The following is a 15733-nucleotide window of genomic DNA, read 5'->3' as shown; positions in this document are numbered from 1 at the left end:
TTAATGGAAAGGGATGTGCGAGGGTAATTCCTGAACGGTTAAAACTGTGAAAAATCGGTTAGTGATAAGTAAAAACTATCACAGCGTGAAGCAGTTCACATATTTTAATGATGACAGGAACAGATATGGACTCACTGGCACAGTACATCCAAACCTTAGCCCCGCAACTGAGCGCATGGCGTCGCGATTTTCACCATTTTGCCGAATCCGGCTGGGTGGAATTTCGGACTGCCGCGAAGGTCGCGGAGATCCTGGATAGCCTGGGTTATGACCTGGCGATGGGCCGCGACGTGGTGGATGCCGAAAGCCGTATGGGGTTGCCGGATAACGCTACCCTGACGCGAGAATTTGCCCGCGCCCGTGCGCAGGGCGCGCCCGAAAAATGGCTCGCGCCGTTTGAAGGCGGCTTCACCGGCCTGGTTGCCACGCTTAACACCGGCCGTCCCGGCCCGACGCTGGCGTTTCGCGTGGACATGGACGCTCTCGACCTGAGCGAAGCGCTCGACGACAGCCACCGCCCGTTCCGCGACGGCTTTGCCTCCTGCAATCCGGGCATGATGCACGCCTGCGCGCACGACGGCCATGCCACGATTGGCCTTGGGCTGGCGCACGTGCTCATGCACAACAAAGCGCAGCTGAACGGCACCATCAGGCTGATCTTCCAGCCTGCCGAAGAAGGCACTCGCGGCGCACGCGCCATGGTGGCCGCCGGGGCACTGGACGGGGTGGACTATTTCACCGCCATTCACATTGGTACCGGGGTGCCTGCCGGGACGGTGATCTGTGGCAGCGATAACTTTATGGCGACAACCAAGTTTGACGCGACGTTTACCGGCGTTGCCGCACACGCAGGCGGTAAACCGGAAGAAGGCCGTAACGCCCTGCTCGCCGCCGCCCAGGCCGCGCTCGCGCTGCACAGCATTGCGCCACACAGCGAAGGGGCTTCCCGGGTGAATGTGGGAGTGATGCAGGCCGGCAGCGGACGCAACGTGGTACCCGCCCATGCCCTGCTTAAGGTCGAAACCCGCGGCGAGAGCGAGGCGATCAATCAGTATGTATTCGAACGCGCGCAATCCGTCATTACCGGTGCCGCCGCGCTGTACGGTGTGACGGCTGAGATGCGTCTGATGGGGGCTGCCACCGCCAGCGCTCCGACACCTGCCTGGGTGGATTATCTGCGCCAGCAGGCAAGCCAGGTGCCCGGTGTGGAACAGGCCATTGATAAGGTTAAAGCCCCGGCCGGTTCTGAAGACGCCACGCTGATGATGGCCCGGGTGCAAGAAAACGGCGGCATGGCCTCCTACATGGTGTTTGGCACCGATTTGAGCGCCGGACATCACAATGAAAAATTCGACTTTGATGAGCGCGTCATGACCGTCGCTATCGAAACGCTGGCGCGCACTGCGCTGAATTTCCCCTGGACGCGAGGTGTGTAATGCAGGAGAACTACGCTTTTATTGCCGATGCAATCGACACGCGATGTCGGTCGTTCACCGACATTGCCGACGAAATCTGGGATCATCCGGAAACCCGCTTTGAAGAGTTCTGGTCCGCAGAGCGGCTGGCCAGCGCACTGGAAGCGGAAGGCTTCACCCTGACCCGTGAGGCCGGCGGCATTCCGAATGCCTTTATCGCCAGCTTCGGCAGCGGTACACCGGTAATTGCCCTGCTCGGCGAATATGACGCCCTGGCCGGATTAAGCCAGCAGGCACACTGCGCGACGGCACACGCCACCACGCCCGGTGCTAACGGCCACGGCTGCGGGCATAACCTGCTCGGCACCGCGGCGTTGGCGGGTGCCGTTGCGGTGAAAAGCTGGCTGGAGCAGCACGGCGGGAGTGGAACCGTGCGTTTTTACGGTTGTCCCGGCGAAGAAGGCGGTTCCGGTAAAACGTTTATGGTCCGTGAGGGCTTGTTTGACGACGTTGACGCCGCTGTCACCTGGCACCCGGAAGCGTTTGCCGGCATGTTTAACGTCAGTACGCTGGCCAATATCCAGGCCGCCTGGCGCTTTAAGGGCGTGGCGGCGCACGCGGCAAACTCGCCGCATCTGGGGCGCAGCGCGCTGGATGCGGTGACGCTGATGACCACCGGCACCAACTTCCTCAACGAACATATCATCGAGAAAGCACGCGTCCATTACGCCATAACCGATACCGGCGGCATCTCCCCCAACGTGGTGCAGGCGCAGGCCGAAGTGCTGTACCTGATCCGCGCCCCGGAGATGGCCGACGCGCAGCAAATCTACGCGCGCATTGAGAAGATCGCGCAGGGTGCGGCGTTGATGACCGAAACCACCGTCGAGTGTCGCTTTGATAAAGCCTGCTCCAGCTACCTGCCAAACCGCACGCTCGAAGCGGCGATGTATCGCGCCCTGCAACATTACGGCACGCCAGCCTGGACGGAGGAGGAACGCGCCTTTGCCCGGGAGATCCGCGCCACCCTGACGGCAAACGATCTGCAAAACAGCCTCAGAAACATTGCTGCAACCGGGGGGAACGAAGGTAAAGCCTTTGCCCGCCGCCACCAGGAGACCCTGCTGGTGGACGAGGTCGCGCCTTACGCCATCACCGATAACGTGCTGGCTGGCTCCACGGACGTGGGTGATGTTAGCTGGAAAATGCCCGTCGCCCAGTGTTTCAGCCCCTGCTTTACCGTCGGCACGCCGCTGCACACCTGGCAACTGGTGGCTCAGGGGCGAACGTCCATTGCCCATAAAGGCATGCTGCTGGCCGGGAAAGTGATGGGCGCCACCGCGCTACATCTGCTGCAGGACGCAGACCTGCTGAAAAAATGTCGTGAAGAGTTCGAACAACAAACACAAGAAAAACCGTACGTGTGTCCGATCCCTGCAGGCGTGACACCGTCACCTTTAAAATAAAAAACACAATACAACACAACAACACAACAGTCCCGAGGAACGCCCATGAGTATGTCATCCATACCTTCGCATTCCCCATCCGGTAAGCTCTATGGCTGGGTTGAAAGGATCGGCAATAAAGTGCCACACCCTTTCCTGCTTTTTATCTGGTTAATCGTGGTTTTGATGGTGGCGACAGCCGTGCTGTCCGCCTTAGGGGTGAGCGTGCGCAGCCCGGCCGATGGCAGCATGGTAAGCGTAAAGAACCTGCTGAGCATTGAAGGGTTGCACTGGTTTTTACCGAATGTGATTAAAAACTTCAGCGGTTTTGCGCCGCTGGGCGCCATTCTGGCGCTGGTGCTGGGGGCCGGACTGGCTGAGCGCGTTGGCCTGCTCCCCGCGCTGATGGTGAAAATGGCTTCTCACGTCAGCGCACGCTACGCCAGCTATATGGTGCTGTTTATTGCGTTTTTCAGCCACATCTCTTCTGATGCCGCGCTGGTAATCATGCCGCCGATGGGGGCGCTGATCTTCCTTGCCGTCGGGCGTCACCCCGTGGCGGGTCTGTTGTCGGCAATTGCCGGTGTGGGATGCGGTTTCACTGCCAATCTGCTGATCGTCACCACCGATGTCCTGCTTTCGGGGATTAGCACCGAGGCGGCGAAAACAATCGATACGGCCATGCACGTCAGCGTGATCGACAACTGGTACTTTATGGCCAGTTCGGTCATCGTCCTGACGCTTGTTGGCGGGCTGATTACCGATAAGATCATCGAGCCGCGGTTAGGGAAATGGGAAGGCCGTAGTGACGAAAAGCTGGAAACGCTGAGCAAAGAGCAACGCTTTGGCCTGCGCGTCGCCGGGATAGTCTCGCTGGTATTTATCGCGATGGTGGCGCTGATGGTAGTGCCGGAGAACGGTATCCTGCGCGACCCGGTGAAACATACCGTCCTGCCCTCACCGTTTATACAGGGCATTGTGCCGCTGATCATCCTGTTTTTCTTTGTCGTCTCGCTCGCGTATGGCATCGCCACTGGCAAAATCCGCCGCCAGGCCGATCTGCCGCAACTGATGATTGAGCCGATGAAGGAGATGGCGGGTTTTATCGTGATGGTCTTCCCGCTGGCCCAGTTCGTTGCCATGTTTAACTGGAGCAACATGGGCAAATTTATGGCCGTTGGCCTGACCGATGCGCTGGAAGCCGCCGGGTTAAGCGGCGTCCCGGCGTTTGTGGGTCTGGCGCTGTTGTCGTCACTGCTGTGCATGTTTATCGCCAGCGGATCCGCCATCTGGTCGATTCTGGCCCCCATTTTCGTGCCGATGTTTATGATGCTGGGCTTCCATCCGGCCTTTGCGCAGATCCTGTTCCGTATCGCCGACTCCTCGGTGATCCCGCTGGCGCCGGTTTCGCCATTCGTACCGCTGTTTTTGGGCTTCCTGCAGCGCTATAAACCGGAGGCGAAGCTGGGTACCTACTATTCGCTGGTTTTACCCTATCCGCTTATCTTTTTAGGGGTATGGCTGGTGATGCTGGTGGCATGGTATCTTGTCGGCCTGCCGATAGGACCGGGTATCTACCCGAGGCTGAATTAAAGGAAAGAGGATGCTGAGATTACTCGAAGATAAAATTGCAACGCCGCTTGGGCCGCTGTGGGTTATCGCCGACGAGCAGTTCCATCTGCGTGCCGTGGAATGGGAAGAGCACAGCGATCGCATGGAAGAGCTGCTCAACATCCATTACCGCGCCCAGGGTTTTGAGCGTATCAGTGCCACCAATCCAGGTGGGCTGAGCGACAAGCTGGCGGCGTACTTCGAGGGCGATCTCAGCATCATCAATGACCTGCCAACCGCCACGGCCGGTACGCCATTCCAGCGTGAAGTCTGGCAGGCGCTACGCGATATTCCGTGTGGTCAGGTTATGCACTACGGCCAGCTCGCAGAACAGTTAGGCCGCGCGGGCGCGGCGCGGGCGGTGGGTGCCGCGAACGGTTCTAACCCCGTCAGTATCGTGGTGCCCTGCCATCGTGTGATCGGCCGCAACGGCACCATGACCGGCTATGCCGGCGGTGTGCAGCGCAAGGAGTGGTTACTGCGTCACGAAGGGTATCTTTTGCTGTAGTTCCCAGGCTTTTTGTGCTTAATTTTCTACCGGTTAGGCTAAAAATCCATAATCAAGCTGTGGAATTTCAAGAAGATGGCAACACGTTGCCGTCTCTTGTCCTTATTGATGGTTTGCCAGGCTTACGTACTTACCAAAAAGATGTTAAAATTGACCAATATCAATTAAGGCTTGAGCAAACCTATGATCCCAGAAAAGCGAATTATACGACGCATTCAGTCTGGCGGTTGTGCTATCCATTGCCAGGATTGCAGCATCAGCCAGCTCTGTATCCCGTTTACCCTGAATGAGCATGAGCTTGACCAGCTTGATAACATCATTGAGCGCAAAAAGCCTATTCAGAAAGGGCAGACGCTGTTTAAAGCGGGAGACGAACTGAAATCGCTCTATGCTATCCGTTCTGGCACCATCAAAAGCTATACCATCACCGAACAGGGTGATGAGCAGATCACCGGCTTCCATCTGGCAGGCGATCTGGTCGGCTTTGACGCCATCGGTACTGGCCATCACCCGAGCTTTGCGCAGGCGCTGGAAACCTCAATGGTCTGCGAAATCCCGTTTGAAACGCTGGACGATCTGTCAGGCAAAATGCCAAACCTGCGTCAGCAGATGATGCGTCTGATGAGCGGTGAGATCAAAGGCGATCAGGACATGATCCTGCTACTGTCCAAAAAGAATGCGGAAGAGCGCCTGGCTGCATTTATCTATAACCTCTCCCGCCGTTTCGCCGAACGTGGTTTCTCTCCACGTGAGTTCCGTCTCACCATGACCCGTGGCGATATTGGTAACTACCTGGGCCTGACCGTGGAAACCATCAGCCGTCTGCTGGGCCGTTTCCAGAAAAGCGGCATGCTGGCCGTTAAAGGTAAATACATCACCATCGAAAACGGTGAAGCGCTGGCTGTTCTTGCCGGCCACGCCCGCAACGTGGCATAAACCCCACGAATGATTGATGCCAGGCCGATAAATTTTTATGATTTATTGGTCTGGCAGGTAAGCACACCACTTCCCGCCCCTGCGACAGACATCCCCCGCTCCTGAAAGGTTCTCGTTGAGGTTAAATTGAGAGAAAGTTTATTTTTCGTTTCAGTTGTTATTGCCTCCGTGACCTTTCTTTTCATCTGGATCATGCTTGTCGGCCCAATGAAGGGAGAGGAAAAAACCTACGTTCAGGACTCCACCACGTTTGCCATCGTGGTGATGGTGCTGCTGTTGATCGCGTTTATCGCGGTGACAACGACGGTGCTATTCTTCTGAGATATTTTCATGAATTATTGATCTGGCAAAACCTTACCTCTGTTTCATTCAGGATATATAGGTTACTCTTTTAATTACAGACTGTGGTGACAGTAGTAAGGAGACCTGTATGGCAAAGTATCAAAACATGCTGGTAGCTATCGATCCTAATCAGGACGATCAGCCGGCATTACGACGTGCTGTGTATTTACATCAACGGATTGGTGGCAAAATCAAAGCGTTTTTGCCGATCTATGACTTCTCGTATGAGATGACCACCCTTCTGTCGCCTGACGAGCGTACCGCTATGCGTCAGGGAGTGATCAGCCAACGTACCGCGTGGATCCGCGAACAGGCGAAATACTACCTGGAAGCGGGTGTGCCTATCGATATTAAAGTGGTCTGGCATAACCGCCCCTTTGAAGCGATTATCCAGGAGGTCGTCGCCGGTGGGCACGATCTGCTGCTGAAAATGGCGCACCAGCACGACAAGCTGGAATCCGTGATCTTCACGCCGACAGACTGGCACTTGCTGCGTAAATGCCCGTGCCCGGTCTGGATGGTGAAAGATCAGCCGTGGCCTGAAGGCGGCAAAGCCGTCGTGGCAGTAAACCTGGCAAGCGAAGAGGATTATCACAATTCGCTGAACGAAAAGCTGGTCAAAGAGACGCTGCTGCTTGCCGAGCAGGTTAACCACACCGAAGTGCATCTGGTCGGCGCTTACCCGGTTACCCCTATCAATATTGCCATCGAACTGCCTGAATTTGACCCGAGCGTATATAACGACGCGATCCGCGGACAGCACCTGCTGGCCATGAAAGCGTTGCGCCAGAAGTTCAGCATTGATGAGAACATGACGCATGTCGAGAAAGGGTTGCCTGAAGAGGTGATCCCGGATTTAGCCGAACATCTGCAGGCAGGGATTGTGGTGCTGGGCACCATCGGACGGACCGGTATTTCTGCCGCGTTCCTGGGCAATACCGCGGAACAGGTGATTGACCATCTGCGCTGCGACCTGCTGGTCATTAAGCCGGATGAGTACCAGACACCGGTTGAACTGGATGACCCGGAAGACGATTAACGTCAGTCTACTCGCCCGCCTCCCCGGCGGGCTTTTCTTATCAGCTCTCGATCGCTGTCTGTGTCTCTTCAGTTGATCGATCCTGCATCCACGGTGCGTGCAACACCATGCTGGGCAGCGCCAGCTTAATCTCCTGGGCGTTCAGCCCTTCGAGAATACGGATATTAATCTCCTGCTGGATATCCATGTATTTGTTGTAATCCGCCGTATTGACAATATGAACCACTTCAAACGTCAGGCGGTCACGGTCAAACCCGAGGAAATGGGCGCGATCGAACTTTGTCTCACCCACATCGGTGATGATCTGCCTGACCATATCCCCCACATAGCGCAGCTTTTCAGGCGGCGTGTCGCTGGCGACGCCAAACGTGAAGACGATGCGACGGGTCTGCATACGTTTATAGTTGTGGAGCGTCTGCTGAAGCAAAATGGCGTTACCGCAAACGATCTGCTCCCCGCTCAGGCTACGAATACGGGTCGTTTTTAAGCCTATGTGTTCCACCGTTCCCGCCACGTCGTTGAACACCACGAAATCACCAATTTCAAACGGTTTATCAAAGCCGATAGAAAGCGAAGCGAAGACGTCGCTCAGAATGGTTTGTACGGCGAGGGCGATAGCAATACCCCCTACCCCCAGGCTTGCTACCAACGCGGTGATGTTGACGCCCGCGTTAGCGAGAATCGACAGCAGCATCACAGACCAGACGATAGCGCGAAGGATAAGACCGGTGATCACCAGGGTAACCGGATTTTTATGACTGCCGGGGGCCAGCATAACGTGTCGCAGCCACGACACCACGCCCTGATCCAGCCAGAGCGCCACCTGTATCGCGAAGACAAGGAACCAGGCGTGGCTTACGGTGCTAAAGAGCCGGTCGGGTAAATCAACAAAACGCAAGCTGATGAGCAGCGCCACGACAAAAAGCAGGAAGCGACTGGTGCGGTTAAGCATATCGGTCAGGATAAAACGCATCCTGTTTGTGGTTGGGTGCTTATCTCCCCAGGTTGTGATCCCTCTCTTAACGAATGCGATCAGGCGCGTCAGAAGCCAGTAGACCAGCAGCGTCACGACGATAACCGTGGCGACGCTTACCCAGAATGTCGGCGTCATCATCAGCTCCAGGATGTCGAAGCGGGACAAAAATTGCATTTCACCTCCTCGTAGTACACAAAGGGTAAAGTATAGACAGAGGAGAAACGCTGACCGCAGAAATAAGAAAACCGCCCCGAAGAGCGGTTTTTGAGGAGAACGCGAATTACAGTGCTTTCAGGATCGCATCCACGCTGGCTTTGGCATCGCCAAACAGCATGTGGGTGTTCTCTTTGAAGAACAGCGGGTTCTGAACGCCAGCGTAGCCGGTGTTCATGGAACGTTTGAAGACAATCACGTTCTGCGCCTTCCACACTTCCAGAACCGGCATCCCGGCGATTGGGCTGCGTGGATCGTCCTGCGCCGCCGGGTTAACGGTGTCGTTGGCGCCAATGACCAGCACGGTGTCGGTGTCGGCGAAATCATCGTTGATCTCGTCCATCTCCAGCACGATGTCGTAAGGCACTTTCGCTTCTGCCAGCAGCACGTTCATGTGGCCTGGCAGACGCCCCGCTACCGGGTGGATGCCAAAGCGCACCTTGATGCCGCGCGCGCGCAGCTTCTCGGTGATTTCAGCGACCGGATACTGCGCCTGCGCCACCGCCATGCCATAGCCTGGGGTGATGATGACCGAGTGCGAGTTTTTCAGCATCTCTGCCGTATCTTCTGCGCTGATCTCACGGTGCTCGCCCACTTCTTCGTCAGAACCGGTCGAGGAGCCGTCAGAGCCAAAACCACCGGCGATAACGCTGATGAATGAGCGGTTCATCGCCTTACACATGATGTAAGACAGAATCGCACCGGAAGAGCCCACCAGCGCACCGGTGACAATCAACAGGTCGTTGCTCAGCATAAAGCCAGCCGCTGCCGCCGCCCAACCGGAGTAGGAGTTCAGCATCGACACCACAACCGGCATATCTGCCCCACCGATGGAGGCCACCAGGTGCCAGCCGAACGCCAGCGCAATGATGGTCATCACCAGTAACGCCAGCACCTGCAGACCTACGCTTTCGGTACGCACAAAGACCACCAGCAGCACAAAGGAGACTACCAGCGCCGCCAGATTCAGCTTATGACGATTTGGCAGCATCAGCGGTTTGGAGGAGATCTTACCGCGCAGCTTACCGAACGCCACAATCGAGCCGGTGAAGGTCACTGCACCGATGAAGATACCCAGGAACACTTCGGTCAGATGAATGTTGACCAGAATCGGCTCCATGCCCGGTTCGTGGTACAGATAGCTGTTGAAGCCCACCAGCACCGCCGCCAGACCGACGAAGCTGTGCAGGATCGCCACCAGCTCCGGCATTTCGGTCATTTCAACGCGTTTTGCCAGACGAATACCGATCGCCCCGCCGATGATCATCGCCACCAGGATCCAGGCAACGTTGCCGGTATCGGGTCCGAAAATAGTGGCAATCAGCGCAATCGCCATCCCGGCGATACCAAAGTTATTACCCTGCTGAGACGTTTCGTGTTTGGAAAGTCCCGCCAGACTGAAAATAAACAGGATTGCAGCAACAATGTATGCGGCTGTCACTAATCCTCCAGACATATGCTACCCCTTAGCCTTTACGAAACATTTTCAGCATGCGCTGAGTCACGGTGAAACCACCGAAAATATTGATACTGGCGATCAGCACCGCGATAAAGCTCAGGAAGCTAATCCAGCCGCCGTGACCAATCTGCAGTAACGCCCCGACCACGATGATCCCGGAGATGGCGTTAGTGACCGACATCAATGGCGTGTGTAGTGCATGGGAGACATTCCAGACCACGTAGTAACCCACCACGCAGGAGAGCGCGAAGACGGTAAAGTGGCCGAGGAACTCTTTTGGCGCGACATCGGCCAGCCAGCCAAACAGAATAATCGCCAGCGCCATGAGCGCGTATTTACGCCACGGAGACGCCGGTTTGGCAGGCTCTGTGGGTTCTGGCGCCGCTTTCGGTGCAGCCTGAGGCTGGGCGGAAACCTGAATCGGTGGCGCAGGCCAGGTGATTTCGCCTTCACGCACCACGGTCACGCCGCGCACAACCACATCGTCAAAATCAACGGTGATGTTGCCATCTTTCTCTTTGCAAAGCAGTTTCAGCAGGTTAACGAGGTTAGTACCGTACAGCTGGGACGACTGCGTGGGCAGACGGCCAGGCAGATCCGTATAACCAATCACCTTCACGCCGTTGGCGGTCGTGGATACCTGGTTCGGCACGGTATATTCACAGTTGCCGCCGTTTTGCGCGGCCAGGTCGACAATCACGCTGCCCGGCTTCATGGTGTCCACCATCTCACGGGTGATCAGCTTCGGTGCTGGTTTACCCGGGATCAGCGCGGTGGTGACAATAATGTCCACCTCTTTTGCCTGCGCGGCAAAGAGTTCCATTTCCGCTTTGATAAAGGCTTCGGACATCACCTTCGCATAACCATCACCGCTGCCCGCTTCTTCCTTGAAGTCCAGCTCAAGGAACTCGGCGCCCATACTCTGCACCTGCTCCTTCACTTCCGGGCGGGTGTCAAACGCGCGGACGATAGCGCCCAGGCTGTTTGCCGCACCGATAGCCGCCAGGCCTGCCACACCGGCACCAATCACCATCACTTTTGCCGGAGGCACTTTGCCTGCCGCCGTGATCTGACCGGTGAAGAAACGGCCGAATTCATGGGCGGCTTCGACGATTGCACGGTAACCGGCGATGTTCGCCATTGAACTCAGGGCATCCAGAGACTGCGCGCGCGAAATACGCGGCACGGAGTCCATCGCCATTACCGTCACGCCACGTGCCGCCAGCTTCTCCATCAGCTCTGGGTTTTGGGCAGGCCAGATAAAGCTCACCAGCGTGGTGCCCGGGTTCAGCAGCTCAATCTCGCTCTCTTGCGGCGCATTCACCTTCAGAATAACGGGTGATTGCCAGACTTCAGCACCGTCCACCACGTCCGCACCAGCCTGAATAAAGGCCTCGTCATCGAAACTCGCCAGTTTGCCCGCGCCGCTTTCAATGGCGACGGTAAAACCCAGTTTAAGCAGTTGCTCCACCGTTTTTGGTGTCGCCGCTACGCGGGTTTCATTGGCAAACCGTTCTTTTGGTACCCCAATACGCATAGTTTTCCCTTCCATCGGTTTTTGATGATGGTTTATCGATAAATGCCCGCAGTTGCATCAAATTTCGCCATCCAGAGAGCGGCGGCAAATGAGTAACCCCGGAAAATAAAACAGTAACAAACTTTCTATAACCTACTGAAAATAGCGCCTGCGATCTACCGCCTGAAAACACTATTTCTTACATTATCTGTGAAAAATAAGCGATCGGCCTCGCTGACAGAGATATTTACCTTAAATTCATCCTCAGAACCGATAAATCGCGCAAGCGAAGCGGTAAAAACATGATATAGCGCCATATGAGATCAACTTATTAACATTAAATTAACTTGTAAAAGTCATATGCTTTATCACTTTTGCTTGTCAAACGCCTGTTTTTTCAACATATCACTAAATGTTATCGAATCAGATCCTTCGGTGAGCACAGGCTGTGAAAAATGGCGCAGACAGCAGCAGGTTTTAAATGCCATAATCGGGACCGTCTCAAATTAACAACAATACCAGTACATGGTTTGCGCAAGGCGAAGGATTATTTTTATGAAGCTTAAGAACACACTCCTGGCGTCCGCACTTCTTTCCGCGACCGCCCTGTCTGCGAATGCCGCGACAGAGTTAACGCCGGAGCAAGCGGCAGCGTTAAAACCTTTTGACCATACGGTCATTGTGGGTCGTTACAACTCTATTGGCGATGCCGTTACCGCCGCATCAAAAGCCGCTGATAAAAACGGCGCAGCGTCGTTTTACGTGCTTGACCAGTCCGATCAAGGCAATAGTGGCAACCAGCGCGTGACCATCGCGCTGTACAAAGAGAATGCGCCAAAAGCTGACGCGCCGAAAAACCGCGTGATCAACGGCGTCGTTGAACTGCCTAAAGATCAGGCGATTGAGCTGGAACCGTATGACACCGTTACCGTTCAGGGCTTCTACCGCAGCCAGCCAGAAGTGAACGATGCCATCACCAAAGCCGCGAAACAAAAAGGGGCTTACTCGTTCTACATCGTGCGTCAGGTAGATGCTAACCAGGGTGGCAACCAGCGTATTACCGCGTTCATCTATAAAGAAGATGCGAAAAAACGCGTTCTGCAAAGCCCGGATGCCATCCCTGCTGATTCAGAAGCCGGTCGCGCGGCGTTAGCGAAAGGCGGCGAAGAAGCGAAGAAAGTCGAAATTCCAGGCGTAGCAACCTCCGCAGCGCCAAGCGCTGAAGTGGGCCGTTTCTTTGAGACGCAATCCACGAAAGGTGGCCGTTACTCCGTTACCCTGCCAGACGGCACCAAAGTTGAAGAGCTGAACAACGCCACGGCTGCGCAGATGGTGCCGTTCGACAGCATCAAGTTTACCGGCAACTATGGCAACGGTACGGAAGTCTCTTATCAGGTCGCGAAGCGTGCGGCGAAGAAAGGGGCGAAGTACTATCACATCACCCGCCAGTGGCAGGAACGTGGTAACAACATGACCATCAGCGCCGATCTGTACAAGTAACAAAACCCTTCATTAAAGGCGGCTCAGTGCCGCCTTTTTTTGTTACTTTTTTTGAATTTCTGCTACACATCATTGCATGCGTTCGTGACACTCCGTAAAATCCCGCGCCTTAGTGTGATCCACCATTTTTATGCGCCTGTGCGAAATAATTATTCTGGATTTGGACCTTTCATAACAGGAAGCCAATGGAAAAGAAACTTGGCCTGAGTGCTTTAACTGCACTCGTTTTAAGCTCAATGCTGGGTGCGGGGGTATTCAGTTTACCGCAGAATATGGCGGCCGTCGCAAGCCCTGCCGCACTGCTGATTGGCTGGGGGATTACCGGCGTTGGCATTTTGCTGCTGGCCTTCGCCATGCTGCTGCTGACCCGTATTCGTCCCGATCTCGATGGCGGTATTTTCACCTACGCGCGGGCCGGTTTTGGGGAACTGATTGGCTTCTGCTCCGCGTGGGGTTACTGGCTGTGTGCGGTGATCGCTAACGTCTCCTATCTGGTTATTGTCTTCTCGGCGCTCAGTTTCTTTACCGATACGCCCGAGCTGCGTCTTTTTGGTGACGGCAACACCTGGCAGTCGATTGTCGGGGCGTCGGTGCTGCTGTGGGTCGTACACTGGCTCATTTTGCGCGGCGTCCAGACAGCGGCAAGCATTAACCTGGTGGCGACGCTGGCCAAACTGGTTCCGCTCGGGCTGTTTATCGTGCTGGCGTTTATGGCATTCCGTCTGGATGTATTTAAACTCGATTTCACTGGCCTTGCGCTGGGCGTCCCCGTCTGGGAGCAGGTGAAAAACACCATGCTGATCACCCTGTGGGTTTTCATTGGTGTTGAAGGTGCGGTGGTGGTCTCTGCCCGCGCGCGCAACAAGCGCGACGTCGGACGCGCCACGCTGCTGGCGGTGCTGGCGGCCCTCGGTGTCTATCTGCTGGTGACCCTGCTGTCGCTGGGTGTGGTGGCTCGTCCTGAACTGGCCGAAATGCGTAACCCATCCATGGCCGGTCTGATGGTGAAAATGCTCGGTAGCTGGGGCGATGTGGTCATTGCCGCGGGGCTGATTATCTCCGTCTGCGGGGCTTACCTGAGCTGGACCATCATGGCGGCCGAAGTGCCTTTCCTGGCTGCCACGCACAAAGCGTTTCCACGTCTGTTTGCCCGTCAGAATAAAAACAGTGCGCCGTCAGCGTCACTCTGGCTGACGAATATCAGCGTTCAGGTCTGCCTGGTGCTGATCTGGCTCACAGGTTCGGACTATAACACCCTGCTGACCATCGCCTCGGAGATGATTCTGGTACCCTATTTCTTAGTGGGTGCGTATCTGTTAAAAATCGCCACCCGCCCGGCGCACTATGCGGTAGGGATCGGCGCCTGTATTTACGGTTTGTGGTTGTTGTATGCTTCCGGGCCTATGCACCTGCTGCTGTCGGTGGTGTTGTATGCGCCGGGCCTGCTGGTGTTTATCTATGCCCGCCGTACTCATCAGCTGGAGAACGCGCTTAAACGCCGCGAAATGGCCCTCATCGGGCTGTTACTGGTTGCTGCCGTACCGGCAACCTGGATGTTAATGGGATAACCCTGCGTTTCCCATTGTTGAACTGAAAAGGAGAATACGATGGGAACTGCGCAGCATCGCCCAATACTGATCACTGGTGGAGGCCGTCGTATCGGCCTCGCCCTCGCCCATCACTTTCTCAACCTTCGCCACCCGGTCATTGTCAGTTACCGCACGGAATACCCCTCGATAGACGGGCTACGAAAAGCGGGGGCAACCTGTATTCAGGCTGATTTCTCCACCGACGACGGCATACTTGCCTTTGCGGATAAGGTCAAATCAACGACCCACGGTCTGCGGGCGATTATCCATAACGCCAGCGCATGGCTTGCAGAAAAACCCGGTACGTCGCTCAGCGAAACGCTCGCCTGTATGCTGCAGATCCACGTCAATGCCCCCTATTTGCTTAACCATGCCCTACAGGATCTGCTGCGCGGCCACGGCCATGCCGCGGGTGACATTATTCATTTCACCGATTATGTGGTGGAGCGCGGGAGCGACAAACACATCGCTTATGCGGCGAGTAAAGCCGCACTGGATAACATGACGCGTTCATTTGCCCGCAAGCTGGCACCAGAGGTCAAGGTGAACGCCATCGCCCCGGCGATGATTTTATTCAATGAGGGCGATGATGCCGAGTATCGTCAGCAGGCGCTGAATAAATCCCTGATGAAAATCGCCCCTGGCGAGAAAGAGGTGATCGACCTTATCGATTATCTGCTCACCAGCTGTTACGTCACCGGCAGGACCTTTGCCGTGGACGGCGGGCGACCGCTGCGCTAGTGATAGCGGCTCCAGAAGAAAATCAGCACCCAGGCGCTGAGCCCCCAGCAGACCACCGCCCCGCCCAGCGCCAGGGGAAGCCGCAGAAAGCCCGTGAAATACCACAAGGACAACAGGTAGAGAAAGTAAGGGATGATTGACCACATGCCAAACACAATGGTGATGCGCAACGCCTCAGTGCCGCGTTCCGAGGCGACAATGTAGTGTGCAATGAGCGCAAACGTCGGGAAGAGCGGAATCAGCCCGGCAATGTAGTAATTTTTGGTTTTTGCCAGTACGCCAATCAATAACACCACCAGCGCGCCCAGCGCGGCTTTTATCGCCAGCCCCATGCTTTTTCCTATAACAATCAAGTAACAATAAGAGCCAGAATAACGGAACTGACGTTAATTTTGAAAGATTAATGGAAGGTTAAGGTTACGCGGTGTATGTTGGCATTTTTC

General features: G+C 55.6%; 14 protein-coding genes. 10 read left to right on the top strand and 4 right to left on the bottom strand.

The window, feature by feature from the left end; translation table 11 throughout:
* Positions 1-125 precede the first annotated feature (125 nt).
* From ACQG2G_RS09605 to uspE, 7 genes are all read left to right on the top strand, one after another.
* Positions 126-1436 (top strand): M20 family metallo-hydrolase, encoded by a 1311-nt coding sequence (locus tag ACQG2G_RS09605; RefSeq protein WP_061771771.1) that lies wholly within the window; start codon positions 126-128, stop codon positions 1434-1436.
* Positions 1436-2881, top strand: coding sequence for a M20 family metallopeptidase (locus ACQG2G_RS09600; RefSeq protein ID WP_094084196.1), 1446 nt, complete (start codon positions 1436-1438; stop codon positions 2879-2881). The genes ACQG2G_RS09605 and ACQG2G_RS09600 overlap by 1 nt, the downstream gene beginning before the upstream one ends.
* Positions 2882-2926: 45 nt before the next feature.
* On the top strand, positions 2927-4453 hold the full coding sequence (gene abgT / locus ACQG2G_RS09595) for a p-aminobenzoyl-glutamate transporter (protein WP_094084195.1): 1527 nt from the start codon (positions 2927-2929) through the stop codon (positions 4451-4453).
* Between the two features lie 10 nt (positions 4454-4463).
* The gene (gene ogt, locus ACQG2G_RS09590) at positions 4464-4979 is read left to right on the top strand and encodes a methylated-DNA--[protein]-cysteine S-methyltransferase (protein ID WP_013096864.1); all 516 of its coding nucleotides are present in this window, start codon (positions 4464-4466) and stop codon (positions 4977-4979) included.
* A 183-nt stretch (positions 4980-5162) separates the two neighbouring features.
* Positions 5163-5915 (top strand): fumarate/nitrate reduction transcriptional regulator Fnr, encoded by a 753-nt coding sequence (fnr, locus tag ACQG2G_RS09585; protein WP_006174991.1) that lies wholly within the window; start codon positions 5163-5165, stop codon positions 5913-5915.
* Between the two features lie 168 nt (positions 5916-6083).
* Positions 6084-6236 carry a hypothetical protein gene (locus tag ACQG2G_RS09580; RefSeq protein ID WP_023620353.1) on the top strand — a complete coding sequence of 51 codons (153 nt, stop codon included), beginning with the start codon at positions 6084-6086 and terminating at the stop codon, positions 6234-6236.
* A 109-nt stretch (positions 6237-6345) separates the two neighbouring features.
* Positions 6346-7296, top strand: a complete 951-nt coding sequence (gene uspE / locus ACQG2G_RS09575) for a universal stress protein UspE (RefSeq protein WP_013096866.1) — start codon at positions 6346-6348, stop codon at positions 7294-7296.
* 40 nt (positions 7297-7336) lie between these two features.
* Here uspE and ACQG2G_RS09570 read toward each other — a convergent pair whose 3' ends face one another.
* The 3 genes from ACQG2G_RS09570 to pntA form a co-directional block, all read right to left on the bottom strand.
* The gene (locus tag ACQG2G_RS09570; RefSeq protein WP_013096867.1) at positions 7337-8446 is read right to left on the bottom strand and encodes a mechanosensitive ion channel family protein; all 1110 of its coding nucleotides are present in this window, start codon (positions 8444-8446) and stop codon (positions 7337-7339) included.
* A 106-nt stretch (positions 8447-8552) separates the two neighbouring features.
* Entirely contained in the window at positions 8553-9941 is a 1389-nt protein-coding gene (pntB, locus tag ACQG2G_RS09565) for a Re/Si-specific NAD(P)(+) transhydrogenase subunit beta (protein ID WP_013096868.1), read from the bottom strand.
* 10 nt (positions 9942-9951) lie between these two features.
* Positions 9952-11481: a Re/Si-specific NAD(P)(+) transhydrogenase subunit alpha gene (gene pntA / locus ACQG2G_RS09560; protein WP_020688274.1), complete on the bottom strand. Its 1530-nt coding sequence runs from the start codon at positions 11479-11481 to the stop codon at positions 9952-9954.
* A 534-nt stretch (positions 11482-12015) separates the two neighbouring features.
* Here pntA and ydgH point away from each other — a divergent pair.
* The 3 genes from ydgH (at position 12016) to folM (ending at position 15290) form a co-directional block, all read left to right on the top strand.
* A complete protein-coding gene (gene ydgH, locus ACQG2G_RS09555; protein ID WP_013096870.1) occupies positions 12016-12960 on the top strand; it encodes a DUF1471 family protein YdgH in 945 nt (314 codons plus the stop codon).
* 185 nt (positions 12961-13145) lie between these two features.
* A complete protein-coding gene (locus ACQG2G_RS09550) occupies positions 13146-14528 on the top strand; it encodes an amino acid permease (RefSeq protein ID WP_013096871.1) in 1383 nt (460 codons plus the stop codon).
* 39 nt (positions 14529-14567) lie between these two features.
* Complete coding sequence (folM, locus tag ACQG2G_RS09545; RefSeq protein WP_013096872.1) at positions 14568-15290, top strand: dihydromonapterin reductase; 723 nt, start codon at positions 14568-14570, stop codon at positions 15288-15290.
* Here the strand turns inward: folM and ACQG2G_RS09540 are convergent.
* Complete coding sequence (locus ACQG2G_RS09540; protein ID WP_061771894.1) at positions 15287-15622, bottom strand: GlpM family protein; 336 nt, start codon at positions 15620-15622, stop codon at positions 15287-15289. The genes folM and ACQG2G_RS09540 overlap by 4 nt on opposite strands.
* Between the last annotated feature and the right edge of the window lie 111 nt (positions 15623-15733).

Source organism: Enterobacter cloacae complex sp. 382A5 (assembly GCF_050031095.1).
GTDB classification, from domain to species: domain Bacteria; phylum Pseudomonadota; class Gammaproteobacteria; order Enterobacterales; family Enterobacteriaceae; genus Enterobacter; species Enterobacter cloacae.
Note: the sequence above shows the minus strand (reverse complement) of the source record. Positions and strands in the feature narration are given on the sequence as shown.